The 19201-nt window shown below is 60.9% G+C and carries 19 protein-coding genes and 2 tRNA genes; 7 read left to right on the forward strand and 14 right to left on the reverse strand.

All coding sequences use genetic code 11. The features are described from left to right. Nucleotides 1-24: 24 nt before the first annotated feature. Complete coding sequence (gene trxA / locus BR71_RS05470) at nucleotides 25-351, reverse strand: thioredoxin TrxA (RefSeq protein WP_039755088.1); 327 nt, start codon at nucleotides 349-351, stop codon at nucleotides 25-27. A 226-nt stretch (nucleotides 352-577) separates the two neighbouring features. Here trxA and fabI point away from each other — a divergent pair, with 226 nt between their 5' ends. Beyond that, on the forward strand, nucleotides 578-1366 hold the full coding sequence (fabI, locus tag BR71_RS05475) for an enoyl-ACP reductase FabI (protein WP_043634369.1): 789 nt from the start codon (nucleotides 578-580) through the stop codon (nucleotides 1364-1366). Nucleotides 1367-1623: 257 nt separating this feature from the next. Here the strand turns inward: fabI and BR71_RS05480 are convergent, their stop codons facing one another. After that, a complete protein-coding gene (locus BR71_RS05480) occupies nucleotides 1624-2019 on the reverse strand; it encodes a nuclear transport factor 2 family protein (protein WP_043633793.1) in 396 nt (131 codons plus the stop codon). Between the two features lie 390 nt (nucleotides 2020-2409). On the opposite strand from BR71_RS05480, the gene BR71_RS05485 reads away from it, so the two are divergent. After that, nucleotides 2410-3165, forward strand: coding sequence for an AraC family transcriptional regulator (locus BR71_RS05485; RefSeq protein ID WP_052370358.1), 756 nt, complete (start codon nucleotides 2410-2412; stop codon nucleotides 3163-3165). A gap of 132 nt (nucleotides 3166-3297) precedes the next feature. Here BR71_RS05485 and BR71_RS05490 read toward each other — a convergent pair whose 3' ends face one another. After that, entirely contained in the window at nucleotides 3298-4701 is a 1404-nt protein-coding gene (locus BR71_RS05490; protein WP_043633797.1) for an NAD(P)/FAD-dependent oxidoreductase, read from the reverse strand. Nucleotides 4702-4854: 153 nt separating this feature from the next. Here BR71_RS05490 and BR71_RS05495 point away from each other — a divergent pair, with 153 nt between their 5' ends. Together BR71_RS05495 and BR71_RS05500 are read left to right on the forward strand one after the other, a co-directional pair. Then, a complete protein-coding gene (locus BR71_RS05495; RefSeq protein ID WP_043633800.1) occupies nucleotides 4855-5421 on the forward strand; it encodes a GNAT family N-acetyltransferase in 567 nt (188 codons plus the stop codon). A gap of 150 nt (nucleotides 5422-5571) precedes the next feature. Continuing rightward, nucleotides 5572-7161 carry a hypothetical protein gene (locus tag BR71_RS05500; protein WP_043633803.1) on the forward strand — a complete coding sequence of 530 codons (1590 nt, stop codon included), beginning with the start codon at nucleotides 5572-5574 and terminating at the stop codon, nucleotides 7159-7161. Nucleotides 7162-7194: 33 nt separating this feature from the next. Here BR71_RS05500 and BR71_RS05505 read toward each other — a convergent pair whose 3' ends face one another. The 11 genes from BR71_RS05505 to BR71_RS05555 all read right to left on the reverse strand — a co-directional run bounded on the left by BR71_RS05505 (nucleotide 7195) and on the right by BR71_RS05555 (nucleotide 15548). Then, nucleotides 7195-7494, reverse strand: coding sequence for a putative quinol monooxygenase (locus tag BR71_RS05505; protein ID WP_043633807.1), 300 nt, complete (start codon nucleotides 7492-7494; stop codon nucleotides 7195-7197). Between the two features lie 264 nt (nucleotides 7495-7758). After that, a tRNA-Pro gene (locus BR71_RS05510) sits at nucleotides 7759-7835 on the reverse strand. A 30-nt stretch (nucleotides 7836-7865) separates the two neighbouring features. Further along, nucleotides 7866-8219: a MerR family transcriptional regulator gene (locus BR71_RS05515; protein ID WP_019103244.1), complete on the reverse strand. Its 354-nt coding sequence runs from the start codon at nucleotides 8217-8219 to the stop codon at nucleotides 7866-7868. Continuing rightward, the gene (locus BR71_RS05520) at nucleotides 8200-8502 is read right to left on the reverse strand and encodes an integration host factor subunit alpha (RefSeq protein WP_019103243.1); all 303 of its coding nucleotides are present in this window, start codon (nucleotides 8500-8502) and stop codon (nucleotides 8200-8202) included. The genes BR71_RS05515 and BR71_RS05520 overlap by 20 nt, the downstream gene beginning before the upstream one ends. A gap of 75 nt (nucleotides 8503-8577) precedes the next feature. Continuing rightward, a complete protein-coding gene (pheT, locus tag BR71_RS05525; RefSeq protein WP_043633810.1) occupies nucleotides 8578-10935 on the reverse strand; it encodes a phenylalanine--tRNA ligase subunit beta in 2358 nt (785 codons plus the stop codon). Between the two features lie 21 nt (nucleotides 10936-10956). Beyond that, nucleotides 10957-11940, reverse strand: coding sequence for a phenylalanine--tRNA ligase subunit alpha (gene pheS / locus BR71_RS05530; RefSeq protein WP_043633812.1), 984 nt, complete (start codon nucleotides 11938-11940; stop codon nucleotides 10957-10959). Nucleotides 11941-12092: 152 nt separating this feature from the next. Then, entirely contained in the window at nucleotides 12093-12452 is a 360-nt protein-coding gene (rplT, locus tag BR71_RS05535; RefSeq protein ID WP_019103240.1) for a 50S ribosomal protein L20, read from the reverse strand. A 12-nt stretch (nucleotides 12453-12464) separates the two neighbouring features. Next, entirely contained in the window at nucleotides 12465-12662 is a 198-nt protein-coding gene (gene rpmI, locus BR71_RS05540; RefSeq protein WP_019103239.1) for a 50S ribosomal protein L35, read from the reverse strand. A 167-nt stretch (nucleotides 12663-12829) separates the two neighbouring features. Beyond that, nucleotides 12830-13354 (reverse strand): translation initiation factor IF-3, encoded by a 525-nt coding sequence (gene infC, locus BR71_RS05545; protein WP_081556240.1) that lies wholly within the window; start codon nucleotides 13352-13354, stop codon nucleotides 12830-12832. A 41-nt stretch (nucleotides 13355-13395) separates the two neighbouring features. Further along, nucleotides 13396-15297, reverse strand: a complete 1902-nt coding sequence (gene thrS, locus BR71_RS05550) for a threonine--tRNA ligase (protein ID WP_019103237.1) — start codon at nucleotides 15295-15297, stop codon at nucleotides 13396-13398. 174 nt (nucleotides 15298-15471) lie between these two features. Then, a tRNA-Ile gene (locus BR71_RS05555) sits at nucleotides 15472-15548 on the reverse strand. 160 nt (nucleotides 15549-15708) lie between these two features. Between BR71_RS05555 and tgt the strand changes: the two genes are divergently transcribed. The 3 genes from tgt (at nucleotide 15709) to secD (ending at nucleotide 19196) form a co-directional block, all read left to right on the forward strand. Continuing rightward, a complete protein-coding gene (tgt, locus tag BR71_RS05560; RefSeq protein ID WP_019103236.1) occupies nucleotides 15709-16824 on the forward strand; it encodes a tRNA guanosine(34) transglycosylase Tgt in 1116 nt (371 codons plus the stop codon). A gap of 129 nt (nucleotides 16825-16953) precedes the next feature. Further along, nucleotides 16954-17280 carry a preprotein translocase subunit YajC gene (gene yajC, locus BR71_RS05565; RefSeq protein ID WP_043633815.1) on the forward strand — a complete coding sequence of 109 codons (327 nt, stop codon included), beginning with the start codon at nucleotides 16954-16956 and terminating at the stop codon, nucleotides 17278-17280. Nucleotides 17281-17348: 68 nt separating this feature from the next. Then, nucleotides 17349-19196: a protein translocase subunit SecD gene (gene secD / locus BR71_RS05570; protein ID WP_043591625.1), complete on the forward strand. Its 1848-nt coding sequence runs from the start codon at nucleotides 17349-17351 to the stop codon at nucleotides 19194-19196. The last annotated feature ends 5 nt before the right edge of the window (nucleotides 19197-19201 follow it).

Below are 19201 nucleotides of genomic sequence, written 5' to 3' on the forward strand. Positions count from 1 at the left end.
AGATTTTGCTGGAGAATAGACGCTTTACAGTTGGCTGTCAATGAAGGCGGTCAACTGGCTCTTGGCCAGCGCGCCCACCTTGGTGGCGGCAACCTGGCCGTCTTTGAAAATCATCAGCGTCGGGATGCCGCGAATGCCGAATTTCGGCGGCGTCAGTTCGTTTTGGTCGATGTTCAGCTTGACTACTTTCAGGCGGCCTTCGTATTCCTTGGCCACTTCGTCCAGGATGGGAGCGATCATCTTGCACGGACCACACCACTCGGCCCAGTAATCGACCAGCACCGGCAGGTCGGCTTTCAGAACATCGGTATCGAAACTGTCATCGCTTACGTGGTGGATGAGATCGCTCATGGTTTCCTCGCTAAATATTTTGGTGGTGCATCTACTGCAATTGATGTGTGATGGTAGCAAGCGCGGAGTGCCGGAGCAACCGGAAATCCGGAGCGCGCCGCCGGGTTCGCGCTTCACTCTTCCCTTATATACCACCTGGAACCACTTGGCCTGGCCGACAATGCCGCTGCTGAAACCTCCAGGCTTCGGTATAATGCGCAGCTGTTTATTCCGAGAAGGACTCCAAATGGGCTTTCTGCAAGGCAAAAAGATTCTGATTACCGGCATGATCTCCAACCGCTCCATCGCTTACGGCATTGCCCAGGCCTGTCATCGCGAAGGCGCGGAACTGGCGTTCACCTATGTGGTGGACAAGCTGGAAGACCGCGTGCGCGAAATGGCCGCGGATTTCGGTTCCAAGCTGGTTTTCCGCTGCGACGTGCAGAATGACGAAGAAATCAATAAATTGTTCGCTGATCTCGGCAAGGAATGGGACGGTCTGGACGGTTTGGTGCACGCCATCGCCTTTGCCCCGCGCGAATCGCTGGAAGGCGACTTTTTGGATGCGCTGAGCCGCGAAGCCTTCCAGACCTCGCACGACGTGTCCGCCTATAGTTTCCCGGCGCTGGCCAAGGCCGCGCGCCCGATGATGCAAGGCCGCAACGCCGCTCTGCTGACCCTGTCCTACTTGGGCGCGGTGCGAGCCATCCCGAATTACAACGTGATGGGCCTGGCCAAAGCCAGCCTGGAAGCTTCGGTGCGCTTCATGGCCGCCAGCCTGGGCAAGGACGGCATCCGCGTCAACGGCATTTCCGCGGGCCCGATCAAGACCCTGGCCGCCGCCGGCATTTCCGGCTTCTCCAAACTGCTGGCCATGGCTGCCGGACAATCCTGTCTGCGCCGTAACGTCACCACCGAGGAAGTGGGCAATACCGCCGCTTTCCTGTTGTCCAATCTGTCCTCCGGCATTACCGGCGAAATCACTTATGTCGACGCCGGCTTCAGCATCAACTCGCTGAACGTTCCGGAAGCCTGATTCAATCGCCGCCATATCGAAATGGACCCGTCGGGTCCATTTTTTTATCCTCGCCGATAAACCGCCACACCGTCATTTGCTCCAAGATTAATCTCATTGAAAATAGATGAGCGGAGCGATATTGCATTCAAAACAATGTGGCTGATATTCAAGGGACGCCAACGCCTGATTATAAAGTCATGCGGCCAAGTCACATTGAATATCGATGATCCGCTCCGCAATGGGCCAGGCCGTCATAAGCCCGGCCCAACCCCTCGTCAGCAACGAGAACCCAGATCTCTATCCCCTGCCGCCCCATCCAGCATATGGGTTAGTTCATCGCAGGCGCGCACCATGCCGTCGCGTACACGGAACTCGGCGATGACCAGCATCCGCACCTGACCGCCGTCCCGCTTGTCCGCGGTAACCAAATGGCGGGTGAACAGCCGCTCTCCCTGCTCCGCCCAGCTCAGGATTTCAAGGCCGACCCGGCTGCACTCCCGCTTCAAATGGCGCAAATGCCTGACGAAAGCGGGGTAATCCAGATTGCGGCCGTCCGCCTGCTGCCGGTAGTCCGGATGCACCAGTCGGGCCAAGCGGCTTTCGTCTAGTTCCGGGCTTAGCAATGCGCATTCGAATAGTTCCCTCACCACAGTGATAGCGGTGTCTTGCATGGTTTTGCTCCTTAGTACCGGTTTACGATCTGCCTCGCGTAGACGATGCGGCGTTGAAACCAGCATTCAAAATGCTCATGCACCACCTGTACATTCCGCTTTCTCAGCCGTTGTCGCCTTGTCTCGCTGGGTCGTAAACACATTCTTAGAGTGGCTAACAAAACTCAGTTTCACGGCTGAGGCAAAGCGCGCCGACGCAGACAGTACATTGAGTACGGCAAGTCCGGACAACGCAGCATCAGGGGTTTTGCTAGCCGCTCTTAGTAGGGACAGATGTCGATAAAGGGCGACGCGGCCCATGCCTCGCCGCCACCGTGGCCAGTATCACGCCCCGCGGCGGCGGCGCGTTATCGCTATAATGCCAACGGATAGCTCAAACAGGCCAAGACCATGCTGATCGCCGCCAACCGCATCCATCACGACGCCGCCGACCCCGACGCCTGGCACAGCCATGACAGCGGCCAGCTGAGCTTGTTGCGCCACGGCGTGCTAAGCATCGCCACCGACGACGGCCGGCTCTGGCTGCCGCCCGGCCACTTGGTCTGGATTCCTCCCGGCGTGCGCCACGCCTCGCATCGTCACGGCCTGATAGACGGCATCAGCCTCCTCCTTGCCGCAGCGGCCTGCGACCGGCTTCCCGCCTACGCGCAAGCCATCGCCTGCGATGCGCTGCTCCCCGCCATCATGCGGCGCGCGCTGGACTTCGCCGTTCCGCCTCTTCCCAGAGAACAGCGGCTGCTGGAGGTCTTGCTGGACGAATTGGAGCAATGTCCATCCTTGAGCCTGAGCCTGCCGCTGCCGCAAGACCGGCGCGCCCGCCGCGTCGCCGACGCCTTGACGGAAGCGCCTGATGACCCCCGCTCGCGCGACGACTGGGCGCAATGGGCCGGCCTCAGCGGGCGCAGCCTGAGCCGCCTGTTTCCAGAACAAACCGGGCTCAGCTTCCAGGCCTGGCGCCGCCGGTTGCGGCTATTGAAGTCCCTGGAATATTTATCGGCCGGCCAAGCCGTCGGCGTCGCGGCCTGGCGCTGCGGCTACGACAGCCCCAGCGCCTTCATCGCCGCCTTCCGCCAGGCCTTCGGCCACACGCCAACCCAGTTATTGGGCTGGTCCGCGGACGCCTTCAGCGAAAACTCAAGCTCTTGAACCCACTGAACAGCACAGCCAACGCCTCGATCAACACCCCACCCTGAGAGCCTGTTCACGATCTCGCGAGCAAGGGCGAGACCACAAGAAGTGCGTCGCGACATGAGCGGCGGCCATATCGCATGCCCGCCTTCAAGCCAGCAGCGACTCCAGCGCCGCGGCCAACTTGCCCGCGCTCCGCCGAGCCCATGCGGGCGCGGAGCCTCCGGCGCACAGCCTCTCCTCCAGCGCGTAGGCGCTGCGCACCAGATGATAGCCAAGCCATGGAACCGGTTCCGGAGCCCAACGGCGCACCCGCTCCAAACGCCCTTCAGACATGACCCAGGGCATGGAGGTCAAATCGCCGTCTCGCTCCAGGATCAATTCCGCCAGCGTGCGCCCCATCAAGTTAGACGCCCCCACGCCCTCGCCGCCGTAACCGCCGGCCATGGCGATGCCGGCCCGCCGGTCATACAGCGCATAGGGCGTGAAAGCGCGCGCCACGCCCAAGGTGCCGCCCCAGCGGTACTCAACCTCCGTAGCGCCCAGCGCCGGCAACAATTGACGCAGCAGACGCTCGCGCCAAGCGAACTCATCGCTGCCCGGATCAAAGTTCCATCGTTCACGGCCGCCCAACCGGTAGCCCCCGCGCGCGCCAAACACCAGGCGGCCGTCCGCGCTGCGTTGCCCGTAAGTCACCATCCGGCTCAAATCGCCGAAAGCCTGACGATCAGCCAGGCCAATCTCATCCCATTGAGCAGACGACAACGGCTCAGTGGCCAACAGCAGGCTCTGCACCGGCAGCAGACAACGCGCCAAGCGGGAAAACTGCCCGGCCGCGCCTTCCAGCGCCGGCACGATGACGTCGGCGCACAACTCGCAGCCGTCCAACCCCGCCACGCCGGGAGCGAGCCGGCGCACCGGGCTGCGCTCATGAATCCGCACCCCCAGCCGCGCCGCGGCCCGCGCAAGGCCTTGCGCCAGCCTGGCCGGCTGAATCACCGCGCAATGCGGCGAGAACACCCCGCCGCGCACATCGCGCGCACCCAACTGCTCTTGTGCCTCTTTGCGGTCCAGCCATCGAAAGTCGGCTTCGCCGTGCCCCGCCCGTCGCAACTCCCGCAGCCAGTTCCGTCCCATTGCCTCCTGCTCCGGATAGCGCGCCGCCGCGTACAACACCCCGCCATGGGCAAAGTCGCAATCGATGCCCTCCCGCGCCAAGATCTCGGCCACCTCGTCGACAATGCCGAACAACCGCCGCCGCGCTTGTTCACGCCGCTCGCCGTCCAGCCTGAGCAAATGGGCATCCTGATTGGCCAGCCCTCCGATCAGCCAGCCTCCGTTGCGCCCAGACGCGCCATAGCCGCAAGTTTCGGCTTCCAGCACCGCCACATCCAGCTCCGGCGCCATGCGCTTGAGGTAGTAAGCCGTCCAAAGGCCGGTATAGCCGCCGCCGATTACCGCCACATCGCAGCGCGCCGATTGCGTCAACGGCGGCCAATGCGGCTCGGCGGGGCTTTGATCCAGCCATAGACAGGCTTGAGTCAGTGAGGACATGCGCTCTCCTTGTTGCGGCCAACCGGCTAAGAACCTGTTTACGATATCGCGAGCAAGGGCGAGATCTTAAACAGGTTCTTAGGCTCGGCCCTGCCGCCAACGCTGTTATCATGAAGGTCGACCATACCCGTCCATTGCGAGAAGAACCAGCTTATGGAAATTCTGATTTTTCCCGAAGCGGAAGTGCCCGCCGAACTACGCATGCAAGTTCTCGAGCTGCAAAACCTGGCCTGGCCTGGCGAACCGCCAACCCGCCCCGACCCCATCCACGATGCCGCACTACGGCCGCTGTCGCTGTTGCTGGTGGAGAACCATCGGGTGCTGTCGGCGCTGGACATCCTCAGCAAGCAGCTAAGCCATGCGGACGAGGACTTCCAGGCCAGCGGCATCAGCTGCATGGTCACTCAGCCCGAGGATCGCAGCCGCGGCTTGGGGCGATTGCTCGCCGCCTCCGCTCGCGAAACCATGCAAGCCAACGGCGCAGATCTCGGCATCTTCACTTGCGACCGTCCCCTGCGGCGCTTTTACCAAAGTTGCGGCTGGAGCGAACTGCCTGGCGCCGTCTTGATAGGCGGCACGCCGGCCTCGCCGTTTCCCAGCAGCCAATTCGACAAAGCGACGATGGCCGGCTTTTTCAGCGACAAGGCCAAGCGCATGGCCGCGCGCTTCGAGCATTGCGAGATTGCGCTCTACCCGGGGGACATCGACAAGCTTTGGTGAACCGCGTGACGCCGTCGGGCCGAAGCCAACGAGTATCCGGCGCGATCAAAACACCAATGCGGAGCGGTAGAATCATTCCTTCCGCGACAAACGCCAGCCTCTGCCCCAACCGGCGCTCTGCTCCGCCAATCCGCAAGCGACCCACCCACCATGATCGAAACGCCCGACATCATCGAAATCGAGTTATCCGCGCCCTACCGAGTCCAGGGCGAAGCCGCCCGCGGTCAGTCCGTTTGGTTGTTGGCCCGTCTCTGGCATGCCTACCATTTTGGCGACGGCGCGGTGTCCGCCGCCGCCTTGCGGCTCGGCTTCCCTGGCCAAAACAATATCCGCATGCTGATCTCGCGCGCTTTCGCCGATTTCGCGCGTTGGGGTGTGCAAGCGGGCTGGGGAGCCGCTCACGGCCAGCCCATCTCCACCCTACCGTTGAACGGGCGCAGCCGCGGTCCATTCTGGCTGACGGCCGACATGGCCTCGCGACTGCGTTTCAGCGCCGGCGGCGTAGAGGTGGAGCGGGATTGGCTGGAACACTTTCTGGGCCTGCGCAGGGAGCGGCCGGAAAACCCGGCCGGCGATCTGTCCTACCTGATGCGCGACATGCGCTTCTGGCAGCAGATGGCGCAAGCGATCCGCGATGAATACGACGGTTTCGGACGCCGCCCCAGCCGTCAGGTAGCGGAATCCTTCCACGTTGCGCGCCAGTTCGCCGACGACGATTTTCAACAGGCGCTGGCTTTGATGAAGGAAAGCCTGGCCTGGCGCCGCAGCGCCCAGTTGGACGGCAGCCGCAGCGCGCTGAAACGGCTGGACCGAGTGCTGGACGCCGGCAGCGTGCATCACGCCCACCCTACTTTCGCCGCCATGGCTTGCATCGTCAGAGCCTGGGAACGCTACACGCATGGCGATGCCGAAGCGGCTCAGACCATGCTGGAGCATCTGCAAACCTCGCCGGAGCTGCAACCGGTATTCCGCTACAACCCGCGGGTACGCTTCGAATGTCTGAATCTGATGGCGCTGTTGCACAAGCACGCCGCCACCAGCGGCGCGGGCATAGCGCGCCAGCAAGACCAGGCCGGCGCGGCTCTGCAAGCGCTGAGCGGCGCGCTGGAGGCGGCTTACGAGGCGGATTCGATCGACGCCGCCCAACATGTGGCCGCCAATATCGGTTGGTGCTTGTGGCTGTTCTGGCAGCAAGGTTTGATCGACCCGGAACGAGAACAGCAGGTGAGCGCGGTGCAACTGCAAGCAATGCGCTGGCTTGGCCTATCCGAATGGATTTGCGACCGTTTCGGCTACGGCAGCGGCTCCGCCTGGAACCTGATCTTCATCCTGCGCATCGCACGCGGCAACTGTCCGCCCCCGCGCTCGCGCAGCTTGGCCGCTTTCCGCGCACAACAGCCGCTGGCGCTGGAAACCGCCATCGCCGCCCTGCATCCCTTGCACGCCTCCTTGTCCCCGGCCAAGGGCTTTAGCCGCTGGTCCTCGGCGGCGGTCCTTGCTCTGGACGAGCAGATAGCCGGCAACGCCGCCTTCCCGCCCTTGCAACAAGCCAATCTATTGCTGGAGGCCGCATGGTTTCTGCTGCATGAGCAGGGGGCCGGACGGGAAGCCGCCGACGCGCTCTCCCGCCTCCAAGCCTTGCTTCCCTCCTTGCGCCGCAGCGAGCGCAGCTTTTTTAACGGAGAGTTGCAACGGCTGCCCATAGAAGCGCCGTTAGCCGAGCCCTGCCCAAAAAAATAGCCGGCAAAGCCGGCTGAACGCGGGTCGGCCGGTCTAGACCGGGTTCAACACATGCACGGACAGTCCGGCCACCGCGCCCTCGGTCGCGGCGATGAAGCCCCGCAGCGCCGGCGCGTCCAGATGCCGATCCAGCGCGGCCTTGCTTGCCCATTTTTCCATTACCACCAAACTGTCCGCCCCAAACGGCTGCGGAGAATCCGCATGGTCCAGAGCCGGGCCGTATTCAATGCAACCCTCTTCCTCGCGCACCAGGGGCACGATCGCATTCAGCTCTTGCAAGATTACGGCGCGCTGCCCCGGTTTGGCGGTAATCACGGCAACTACATGCAACATGGCAATCCTTACATAAAGTCGACGACACGCCGCCGCGCGCATTCGCGGCGGCCACTGAAATACGGCAAGCGCCAAGACAAATGGTTCGGCTCCGCCTCAATCGATAAAAACATATAGACGGAATAACCGGCTGAGTTAGGCCGATTCGTTGCGCCTAACCTGCCGAGTTTGATGTTACTGGAGGAATTTCTAAATTTCGGAGGGGAAAATAAAAAAAGCTCTGCAGATGCAGAGCTTTAAATATTTGATACTTTTGGAATTCTTTGGTCGGGGCGAGAAGATTCGAACTTCCGACCCCCTGCACCCCATGCAGGTGCGCTACCAGGCTGCGCTACGCCCCGACTCGAGAGAAACGTATTCTAAACTGCTTTTTAATTTTTGCCAAGCCCTGAATCGAGCCATTCTAAAATCGCCTCCAACTCGGTTCTCACCTCCTGGGCCGTTGCCGGACGCACTTCCTGGCCGTCCGCGCCCAATCGCTGGCGGGCTCCGTGAATGGTAAAACCATCGTCATATAACAAACCGCGAATGCGTCTGACCAATAACACTTCGTGATGTTGGTAGTAGCGGCGGTTGCCACGGCGCTTCACCTGACGCAGCTGGGAGAACTCCTGCTCCCAATAGCGCAGCACATGCGGCTTGACGCCGGTGAGCTCGCTCACTTCGCTGATGGTGAAGTAACGCTTGGACGGTATCGACGGCAGATCAGCCTTGCTTGTTGGCATGGAATTGCTCGACCATTCCCTTGAGTTTCTGGCTAGCATGGAACGTTACCACACGTCGCGCGGTGATGGGAATCTCTTCCCCTGTCTTGGGGTTGCGACCCGGACGCTGCGGCTTGTCGCGCAACTGGAAATTACCGAAACCGGATAATTTGACGGAATCTCCGGACTCCAAGGCCTGGCGAATTTCTTCAAAAAACGATTCAACCATGTCCTTGGCTTCACGCTTGTTCAGACCCACTTGATCAAACAGCATGTCGGCCAGCTCAGCCTTGGTCAAAGTCATGTCACCCTCTCACACATCAATATTTCTAATCATTCAAAAGCCCGCCGACAAGCCGGCGGGCTCCACGCCTTGTGCTCAGCGCAGCTGAGCGCCCAGCTCGGCGGCAACGCCGTCCAGCAGGGCTTTAAGCGCCGGCTCCACATCTTCGTCGGTCAGCGTGCGGCTATTGTCCTGCAACATCACGCGGAAGGCCAGACTCTTCTTGCCTTCTTCCACGCCTTTGCCGCGATAAACGTCAAACAAAGCCACTTCGCTGACAATGGCGGCACCGTGCTTGGCGAAGCAGGCCAGCAATTGCTCCGTTTCCACCGCCTCGTCCACCACCAGCGCCAGATCACGGCGCACCGCCTGGAACTTGCTCACCGGTTGCGCCTTGATAGGCTGCCGAGCTTCCACAGCGGCCAGATCCAATTCAAACAACACCGGAGCGCTGGACAAATCATATTGCTGCGCCCACTTGGGATGCAGTTCGCCAATCACGCCCACCGCCAGGCCATTCACCAGCACCTCGGCGCAGCGGCCCGGATGGAAGGCAGGGTGCTCTGCCTTGCGGAAGCTGGCTTGCTGCGGATGCAGCAGGGCTTCGACATCGGCTTTGACATCGAAGAAGTCGACTCGCTCCGCCTTGACCCCCCACTGCTCGGGCAAGCGCGGCCCCCAGGCGAGGCCGGCCACTTTTTCCGGCTGGTCGAACCAGTCGGCGGATTTCTTGAATACGCGCGCCACTTCGAACACGCGCACGCGCGGCTGCTTGCGGTTGATGTTGCCGACCAACACATCCACCAAGCCGCCGATCAAGGTGGAGCGCATCACGCTCATCTGCGAGGCGATCGGATTGATCAGACGCACCGGCTGCTCGTTAGCGGCGAAATCACGCTCCCAGGCTTCGTCGACGAAGGCGTAGCTGACGATTTCCTGATAGTCGCGGGCCGCCAGCAGATGGCGGATTTGATCGCGCGGCCGCAGCTCTTCCCGCTGCGCCAGCATGCGCATGCCGGAACGCGGCGCGTCTGCAGGAATCGCGTCGTAGCCGTAAACCCGCGCCACCTCCTCAATCAAATCTTCCTCAATCGCGATGTCGAAGCGGAAAGACGGCGCCTCCACGGTGAAAACCTCGCCGTCCAGGCGGTGAGTCAAACCCAGCCGGCTCAGAATTTCACCGATCTGTTCGCTGCTCAGCGTCACGCCCAACAGCTTGGCGCAACGCGACACGCGCAGCTTGACCTCGCCGCGGTGCGGCAACTCGGCCACGGCTTCCACCACCGGACCCGGTTGCCCCCCGCAGATGTCCAACACCAGGCGGGTGGCGCGCTCCATCGCATCGCGCTGTAGCTGGAAGTCCACGCCGCGCTCGTAACGGAAAGAGGAGTCCGAACCGAAACCCAGCTCGCGCGCTTTGCCGGCAATCGCTTCCGGAGCAAAGAAAGCGCTTTCCAGGAAGATGTCCGTGCTACCGGTGGTCACACCACTGTGCTCGCCGCCCATGATGCCGGCGATGGCCAGTGCTTTGCTCTGGTCCGCGATCACCATGTAATCGGGATTGAGCTTGACGGTTTTTTCGTTCAAGCACAGCAGTTCTTCGCCGTCCTTGGCCATGCGCACGACGATGCCACCGTCCAGCTTGGCCAGGTCGAAGGCGTGCATGGGCTGACCTTGTTCCAGCAATACATAGTTGGTGATGTCAACCACGGCGGAAATCGAACGCAAGCCCGCGCGTTCCAGACGGCGACGCATCCATTCCGGCGTGGCGGCGGCGGCGTTGACGCCCTTGACCACGCGCCCCAGGTAACGACCACAACCCGATTTAGCGTCGATGCTCACCGACAGCGCGTCGTCGATGACCGGCGCCACAGAGGGAATGACCACCGCCGCGAGTTCTGCGCCGGTCAGCGCCGCCACTTCGCGGGCGATGCCGCGAATGGACAGACAATCGGCTCGGTTGGGGGTGATTTTCAGCGTGAACAGCTGGTCGTCCAGGCCCAGGTAGTCGCGAATGCTCTGTCCCGTCGGCGCATCGGCCGGCAGCACCAGCAGGCCGTCGGCCTCGTCCGGCACGCCAAGCTCCTTGCCGGAACACAGCATGCCGTTGGATTCGACGCCGCGCATTTTGGTCGGCTTGATCTTGAAATCACCAGGCAGCGCGGCGCCGGGCAAGGCGCAAGGCACCTTCAGGCCCACGGCGACATTGGGCGCGCCGCAGACGATCTGCACCAGTTCGCCCGTCCCCACGTCCACCTTGGTCACGCGCAGGCGGTCGGCGTTTTCATGCTTGGCCACTTCCTTGACTTCAGCCACCACCACCCCGCTGAAGGCCGGCGCGGCGGCGTTGACTTCCTCCACCTCCAAACCCGCCATGGTCAGCAGGTAGGACAGTTCGTCGGTGCTCAGCGACGGATTAACCCAGCTTCTCAGCCATTGTTCGGAAAATTGCATAGTATTCGGCTCCGTACGCGATCAGTTGAACTGTCTCAGGAAGTTGAGGTCGTTCTCGAAGAACAGCCGCAGGTCGTTGACGCCGTAGCGCAACATGGCGAAGCGGTCGAGACCGATGCCGAAGGCGAAGCCGGTGTACTTCTCCGGGTCGATGTTGACATTGCGCAACACATTGGGGTGCACCATGCCGCAACCGCCCACTTCCAGCCAACCACGCTCGCCCAGCACATCGATTTCCGCCGACGGTTCAGTGAAGGGGAAGAAGGACGGACGGAAGCGCACTTGCAGGTCGTCGCGTTCAAAGAAACGACGTAGAAAATCGGTCACCACCGCCTTGAGATCGGCAAAGGACACGCCCTCTTCCACCCACAAGCCTTCCATCTGGTGGAACATCGGCGAATGGGTGGCGTCGGAGTCGACGCGATATACGCGGCCCGGAGCCACGATCTTGATGGGCGGCTGATTGCTCATCATGAAGCGCGCCTGGATCGGGCTGGTATGCGTGCGCAGCACGTCGCCGCCTTCCACGTAGAAGGTGTCGGCCATCGCGCGCGCGGGATGGTTTTCCGGGATGTTCAGCGCTTGGAAATTATAGAAATCGGTTTCGATCTCCGGACCGTCCGCCACTTCGAAACCCATGGTGCGGAACAGGCCGGCGATGCGCTCCAAAGTCAGCGCCACCGGATGCAAGCCGCCGCCGTTGCTGCCGCGCCCTGGGAGGGTCACGTCCAGCGCCTCGGCGGCCAGTTGCGCCTCCAGCTTGGCGGCGTTCATTTGATCAAGGCGCTGTTTGTGCGCGGCCTCAAAAGCCTGCTTGGCCACGTTAATGGTGGCGCCGGCGGCCTTGCGCTCTTCAGCGGGCAGCTTGCCCAGCTGCTTCAGGAGTTCGGTCAATTCGCCGCTCTTGCCCAGATAGCGGGCCTTGACCTGCTCCAGTTCAACGAGATCGGCCGCCGCGGCTACCGCGGTCAGGCCGGATTGGAGAATCGCGTCAACGTTGTTCATCGTGTTCCACACCGTATGCGAAAGAAAGCTGGCCACACGCGCCCCAGAATCCGAGCGAGTCTGGCCAACTGTCTTGATCTTGAATCATGCTCGCGGCTTGGCCGCATTAAAAAAAGGGAGGCATGTGCCTCCCTTTTGATCCGTCCGGGCGATTAAGCAGCGAGGCTTGCTTTCGCCTTTTCGACGATCTGTGCAAAAGCCGGCTTGTCGAACACGGCCAGGTCGGCCAGGACCTTGCGGTCGATTTCGATAGAGGCTTTTTTCAGGCCGTTCATGAATTTGCTGTACGGCAGGCCGTTTTCACGAGCAGCTGCGTTGATACGAGCAATCCACAGTTGACGGAACTGACGCTTTTTCTGACGACGGTCGCGGTAAGCGTACTGACCGGCTTTCATCACCGCCTGTTTGGCGATGCGATAGACGTTCTTCCGGCGGCCGCGATAGCCTTTCGCCAGTGCGAGGATTTTCTTGTGACGAGCACGAGCGGTTACACCGCGTTTTACGCGTGGCATATCTTAGTCTCCTTAAGCGTAGGGCATCATTGCGCGAACAGAGGCCATGTTGGTGCTATCTACCATGGTAGTGCCACGCAGTTGGCGCTTGTTCTTGGTGGTTTTCTTGGTCAGGATGTGACGCTTGAACGCGTAAGAGCGCTTTACACCACCATTGCCCAGTACTTTGAGACGCTTTTTCGCGCTCGACTTGGTTTTCATTTTCGGCATGGACTGCTCCTGCTGAATTTTGATTAGATTAGACGCGAGGTGGTTGCCAGACGGATCTGGAAACGCTTGAAAAACCATCGTGTCACGCTTTTGGGCAGATCGTTGCCGACCTACAAAATCAACACGGCAGAGCGAACCCTGCCGTGTCGATTTGATGATTATACCGATTATTTCTTCTTCGGCGCAATCATCATGACCATCTGGCGGCCTTCGAGCTTGGGAAACTGCTCAACAACCGCAATTTCAGACAAGTCGGCTTCGACTCGCTTAAGCAATTCCAAACCGATGTTCTGGTGGGCCATCTCACGACCGCGGAAGCGCAGGGTGACCTTGGCCTTGTCGCCGTCAGCCAGGAATCGGGTCAAGTTGCGCAACTTGACGTTGTAGTCGCCGTCGTCGGTACCCGGACGGAACTTGATTTCCTTGATCTGAACCTGTTTCTGCTTCTGCTTGGCTTCGTGACGCTTCTTGGACTGCTCGTACTTGTACTTGCCGTAGTCCATCAGCTTGCATACCGGAGGCTGCGCGGTTGGGGAGATTTCCACCAAATCCACGTCACCTTCCTCCGCCAGCGCCATTGCCTCACGCAGACTGACAACACCAATCTGCTCACCTTCTTTACCTACCAGACGAATTTCACGGGCGGTAATCTCGCCGTTGATCCGTGCTTCGCGTTCCTGAGCTATAGCCAAATCTCCTATTAATCTAAACTCAATGCCTGCCGCCGCCGGAATCAGGCCTCAGGCATCTCAGCCTTGAGGCGCGCAATGAGCGCATCCAGCGTAAGCTGCCCCAGGTCTTCCCCGCGGGAGCGTACGGCAACCAACTCGCCAGCCTTCTCCTTGTCGCCGACGATAATCTGGTACGGCAACTTTTGCAGGCTGTGCTCGCGAATTTTATAGCCGATCTTCTCGTTTCTCAAGTCAAGATCAACGCGGAAGCCTTGTTCGCGCAGTTTCGCGGCCACATCGGCCGCGTATTCGGCCTGCGCTTCGGTGATATTCATCACCACCATTTGCACCGGAGCCAGCCACAACGGGAAGGCGCCGGCATGGTTTTCGATCAGGATGCCGAGGAAACGCTCCAGCGAACCCAGCGCAGCGCGATGCAGCATCACCGGGCGCTTGCGGCTGTTGTCGTCGGCCACGTATTCGGCGTCCAGACGCTCCGGCAGCATGAAGTCCAACTGCAGGGTGCCGCACTGCCAGGAGCGGCCCAGCGCGTCCTTGATATGATATTCGATCTTGGGACCGTAGAACGCCCCCTCGCCCGGCAACTCTTCCCACTCCACGCCGCAGGCGCGCAGCGCTTCGCGCATGCCTTCTTCAGCCTTGTCCCAGGTTTCTTCGGCGCCGATGCGCTTTTCCGGACGCAGCGCCAGCTTGATCGCCACCTTGTCAAAGCCGAAGCGCTCGTACACTTCCATCACCAGGCGATGGAAATCCTTGGCCTCTTGGTTGATCTGATCTTCGGTACAGAAGATGTGACCGTCGTCCTGCACAAAGCCACGCACGCGCATGATGCCGTGCAGCGCGCCGGAGGGCTCGTTGCGGTGGCAGGAGCCGAACTCCGCATAACGCAGCGGCAGGTCGCGATAGGAACGCAAGCCGCTGTTGAATACTTGCACATGGCCGGGGCAATTCATCGGCTTGACCGCGTAGTCGCGCTTTTCCGACTCCGTGATGAACATGTTTTCGCGGTAGTTGGCGGCATGACCGGAACGCTCCCACAGATGAGCGTCCATCATCATCGGGGTGCGGATTTCCTTATAGCCTTCGCGGTTCAACTTGTCGCGCATGTATTGCTCGACGCTCTGCCACAACTGCCAGCCCTTGGGGTGCCAGAACACCATGCCCGGCGCCTCGTCCTGCAGGTGGAACAGGTCCAACTGCACGCCCAGTTTGCGATGATCGCGCTTTTCCGCCTCTTCCAGCATGTAGAGGTAGGCGTCCAGGTCTTCCTTCTTGGCCCAGGCGGTGCCGTAAACCCGCTGCAGCATTTCATTCTTGCTGTCGCCGCGCCAGTAAGCGCCGGCCACCTTCATCAGCTTGAACACTTTGAGCTTGCCGGTGGACGGCACGTGCGGGCCGCGACACAGATCGGTGAATTCGCCCTCGCGATACAGGCTCAACACCTCGCCTTGCGGGATGGACTCAATGATCTCGGCCTTATAGGCCTCGCCTATGCTCTTGAAGTAGGCAATGGCCTCATCGCGCGGCAGCTCGTAGCGCTCCACCGGAATGTCCTTTTTCGCCAGCTCGGCCATTTTCTTTTCGATGGCGGCCAAGTCTTCCGGCGTAAACGGGCGCTTGTAGGCGAAGTCGTAGTAGAAACCGTTCTCAATCTCCGGCCCGATGGTGACCTGAGCCTCCGGGAACAGTTCCTTGACGGCATAGGCCAGCAAGTGAGCGGTGGAGTGACGAATAATGGACAGACCGTCCGCATCCTTATCGGTGATGATGGCCAGATCGGCGTTGCGAGCGATGGTGTGGGAAGTATCCACCAGCACGCCATCGACGCGGCCGGCCAGCGCCGCGCGCGCCAACCCGGCGCCGATGGACGCAGCCACTTCATGAACCGTCACCGGTTTATCGAACGAACGGATCGAGCCGTCCGGCAAGCGAATGTCTGGCATGTCAACTCCAACAAGGCGAGAGAGAAATTTTTAGAAAGCGAAGGATAAAAAAAAAGTGCGGCCTGAGCCGCACTTTTTTTGCATGGAACAACCCGCAAGGCTCAGCTAGCGTGAGTATGTCGGGTTGTGGTAGTTCGCAAGTTGTACACTTGTAACGCTCCATGCGTTTGAATTTGGTAGGCACGATTGGACTCGAACCAACGACCCCCGCCTTATCAAGACGGTGCTCTAACCAGCTGAGCTACGTGCCTGTCGTCGAGCTGCGAATACTAAACAAGCCCACCCGTCTTGGCAAGCGTTTTTTTCATCGACCTCAAGGGGAAAATGGGAACAAAGCCCCAGCGGACGCGGCTTACGGTATACTAGCCGGCTGATTTTGCTAAACAAACATACCAGAGCAATCCCCGAATCATGCTGAAGTTTACCGTACATAAAACCTCCGGCGGCGCGCGGCGCGGCACGCTGGAGCTAAACCACGGCACCGTGGAGACGCCGGTGTTCCAGCCGGTGGGCACTTACGGCTCGGTCAAGGCGATGAGCCCGGTCGAGTTGAACGACATCGGCGCCCAGATCATCCTGGGCAACACCTTCCACCTATGGCTGCGCCCGGGTCTGGAGATCGTCGAACAGTTCGGCGGCCTGCACGAATTCATCGGCTGGGACAAGCCCATCCTCACCGACTCCGGCGGCTTTCAGGTATTCAGCCTGTCCGATATGCGCAAGCTGACCGAGGAAGGCTGCACTTTCCAAAGCCCGATCAATGGCGACAAGCTGTTTCTGAGCCCGGAAATCTCGATGAAGATTCAAACCGTGCTCAACTCAGACATCGTAATGCAGCTGGACGAATGCACGCCGGGCCAGGTGGACCACGCCACCGCGCAGAAGTCTCTGCAGATGAGCTTGCGCTGGGCCGAGCGCTCCCGCCGCGCCTTCGACGATCTGAAAAACCCCAACGCGCTGTTCGGCATCGTTCAGGGGAACCTATATACCGATTTGCGCCAGGAGTCGCTGGAAGGCCTGATGCAGGTGGGCTTCGACGGCATCGCCATCGGCGGCCTGTCGGTGGGCGAGCCCAAACCGGAAATGTACCGGATGCTGACCGAGCTGAAGGACATGCTGCCCGCGGAAAAGCCCCATTACCTGATGGGCGTTGGCACGCCGGAGGACCTGGTGCACGGCGTGGCCAACGGCGTGGACATGTTCGATTGCGTAATGCCAACCCGCAACGCGCGAAACGGCTGGATCTTTACCCAGTGGGGCGATGTCAAAATCAAGAACGCGCGCTACAAGGACGACAAGCGCCCGCTGGATGAAGAGTGCGAGTGCTACGCCTGCCGCAACTTCAGCCGCGCCTACCTGCACCACCTGCACCGCGTCGGCGAAATTCTGGGCGCCCGCCTCAACACCATCCACAACCTGCACTATTACCAGGAATTGATGCGCCAGATGCGCCGCGCCATCGAGGAAGACCGTTTCGAGGACTTCCGCCTGGAGTTCGCCGCCAAGCGCGCCCGCGGCGTCAACTAAGGAACCACTCGCTGTCTCGGTCTGTCACAGGCCTGACCGTTGCAAGCATTGGAAAAAGCGGACCAGCATGGCTACAATGGTCCGTTTATTTTGACCAGCCATAACAAATATATCTAAGGGAGTAGTTTGATGTCCTTTATCAGCCCCGCCTTCGCCAACACCGGCGCCGCAGTAGGAGGTTTCGATCTGATGGGTTTCCTGCCGATGATCGCCATCTTCGTGCTGTTCTGGTTCCTGATGGTTCGCCCTCAGCAGAAGCGCATGAAAGAGCATCAGAAGATGCTGTCGGAAATTCAGAAGGGCGATGAAGTCGCCACCCAAGGCGGCATCGTTGGCCGCGTAGCCAAGATCGGTGAACAATTCCTGACCCTGGAAATCGCCAACGGCGTGGAAATTACCGTTCAGCGCGGCTCGGTTTCCGCCAAGCTGGAAAAAGGCACGCTGAAGTCGCTTTAAGGATTCAGCCGACGGCCACCGCAGCGCGCTGCCGGTGGCCGGTTCATTTTCTTTTCCCGAACTAAAACATGAACCGCTACCCTCTTTGGAAATACCTCGTCATTGCGGTGGCCCTGATCCTTTCCGCGATCTACACGCTGCCCAATTTCTACGGCGAGACTCCCGCGGTCCAGGTCTCCAGCTCGCGCCAATCCATTCCGGTGGACACCGCCGTGATGACGCGCGTGGAAGAGGCGCTGAAGGCGCAGAACATCTCTCCCGACGGCCTGTTCCTTGACGGCGCCAGCCTGCGAGTCCGCTTCAAGGACGCCGACACCCAGTTGAAGGCGCGCGACGCCATCCAGCACGCGCTGGGCGACAATTACATCATCGCGCTGAACCTCCTGTCCGCCTCCCCCGCCTGGCTGACCAGCCTGAAGGCGCATCCGATGTTCCTCGGCCTCGACCTGCGCGGCGGCGTGCACTTCCTGCTGGAAGTGGACATGAAGGCCGCCATCGACAAGACGATGGAACGCTACGCCGGCGACCTGCGCCGCGAGCTGAAGAACAAGAAAGTCCGCTACGGCGCGATCAAACGCAACGGCAACACGCTGGAAGTGCAACTGCGCGACGCCGACACGCTGAAGTCCACGCAGGACGTGGTCTACCGCAGCCTGCCCTCGCTCACCGTCAAGAGCGACGACAGCAACTACCGGCTGACGCTGACCCTGAAGCCGGAGGAGATCACCAAGATCCAAGGCGACGCGGTCAAACAGAACATCACCACGCTGCATAACCGCGTCAACGAACTGGGCACTTCCGAGCCCATCATTCAGCAAAACGGCCCGAACCGCATCGTCGTGCAGTTGCCTGGTATTCAGGACACCGCTCGCGCCAAGGACATCATCGGCCGCACCGCCACCCTGGAAGTGCGCATGGTGGAGGATGACCCGAGCAAGATGGCCGACGCCATGGCCGGCAACGTGCCCGCGGGCTACGAGCTGCTGGACGAAGCCTCCTCGCGCGGCGTGCAGAAAATCCTGGTGCGCAAGGACGTTGAGCTGACCGGCGACAATATCAACGACGCCCAGGCCGGCTTCGACGAAAACGGCGCGCCCGCCGTCCACATCAATCTGGACTCCGCCGGCGCCTCCATCTTCCGTCAGGTAACCGCTGAGAACATCGGCAAGCGCATGGCGATGGTGCTGGTGGAAAAAGGCCGCGCCGAAGTGGTCACCGCGCCGGTGATCCGCTCCGAAATCGGCGGCGGCCGCGTACAGATCTCCGGCAGCATGAACCCGGCCGAAGCCAACGACACCGCGCTGCTCTTGCGCGCCGGTTCGCTGGCCGCGCCGATGAACATCGTCGAAGAGCGCACCGTCGGCCCGAGCCTGGGTCAGGAAAACATTGAGAAGGGCTTCCACGCCACGCTGTGGGGCTTTGCCGCCATCGCCACCTTCATGATCCTGTACTACGGCATGTTCGGCGTGTTCTCCGCGCTGTCCCTGGCGATCAACGTCTTCCTGCTGCTGGCGCTGTTGTCGATGATTCAGGCCACGCTGACCCTGCCCGGCATCGCCGCCATCGCGCTGGCGCTGGGCATGGCCATCGACGCCAACGTGTTGATCAACGAGCGCATCCGCGAGGAACTGCGCAACGGCGTGCCGCCGCACTCGGCGATCCAGGCCGGCTACACCCACGCTTGGCACACCATTCTGGACTCCAACGTCACCACCTTGATCGCCGGCCTTGCGCTGCTGATCTTCGGCTCCGGCGCGGTGCGTGGTTTTGCCGTGGTGCACAGCCTGGGCATCCTGACCTCGATGTTCTCCGCGGTAGTCGTTTCCCGCGGCTTGGTCAACCTGTGGTACGGCCGCCGCCGCAAACTCACCACGCTGGCCATCGGCCAGGTGTGGAAACCGGAAAACAAAGGATAAGGACC

Source organism: Chromobacterium haemolyticum DSM 19808 (assembly GCF_000711885.1).
In the GTDB taxonomy this organism is placed as follows: domain Bacteria; phylum Pseudomonadota; class Gammaproteobacteria; order Burkholderiales; family Chromobacteriaceae; genus Chromobacterium; species Chromobacterium haemolyticum.